This is a genomic window from Streptomyces aurantiacus JA 4570 (assembly GCF_000414115.1).
Classification (GTDB): Bacteria; Actinomycetota; Actinomycetes; order Streptomycetales; family Streptomycetaceae; genus Streptomyces; species Streptomyces aurantiacus_A.
The window spans coordinates 1-701 of record NZ_AOPZ01000383.1 but is presented as its reverse complement, the minus strand read 5'-3'; the positions used below and the strand labels follow the sequence as shown (position 1 = coordinate 701).

At 70.9% G+C, this 701-nt stretch carries 1 protein-coding gene; it reads right to left on the bottom strand.

Features of this window, described 5'->3' with window-relative positions; translation table 11 throughout:
* Positions 1 to 701 (bottom strand): ketoacyl-synthetase C-terminal extension domain-containing protein (locus STRAU_RS31510; protein ID WP_259300033.1); only part of this gene is annotated, 701 nt, incomplete at both ends.

The window sequence follows — 701 nt, the reverse complement described above, 5'->3', positions numbered from 1 at the left end:
AGCGCGGGCTGCGCGTACCCGGTCTGCTCCAGGAGTTCGGCATCCGCGCCGAACATGACTTCCTTCAGGGGCAGGTCGAGCAGTCCGTCCAAGTGGGCGCACACCTCGTCCAACGCGTCCGCGAACACCGGGAACGCCTCGCACAACTCCCGGCCCATACCGAGCCGCTGGCTGCCCTGACCGGTGAACAGGACGCCCAGGCGGCCCTCCACCACGGAACCCGAGACCACACCACCCGGACCACCGGAAGCCAGCGCCTCCAGGCCGGACAGGAACTGTTCCCGCCCTCGGCCCAGGACCACGGCACGGTGTTCGAGCGCGGAGCGGCCCGACAGCAGGGACCAGCCCACGTTCACGGGGTCGACGTCGGCGTGCGTCACCACGTGCTCGCGGAGGCGGTCGGCCTGGGCACGCAGGGCGTCCGCGCTGCGGGCCGACACCAACCACGGCACCGCAGTAGATGGAACGCTCGTTTTAGTAGCTTCAGTTGATTCCGCCGCCGGAGCCTGTTCCACGATCACGTGGGCGTTCGTGCCGCTCACGCCGAACGACGACACACCCGCGCGACGCGGCCGCTCGGCCTCGGGCCACTCGCGTGCCTCCGCGAGGAGTTCGACGGCGCCGACGGACCAGTCGACGTGGGTGCTCGGCTCGTCGACGTGCAGGGACCGCGGGAGGACCCCGGCGCGCATGGCCATGAC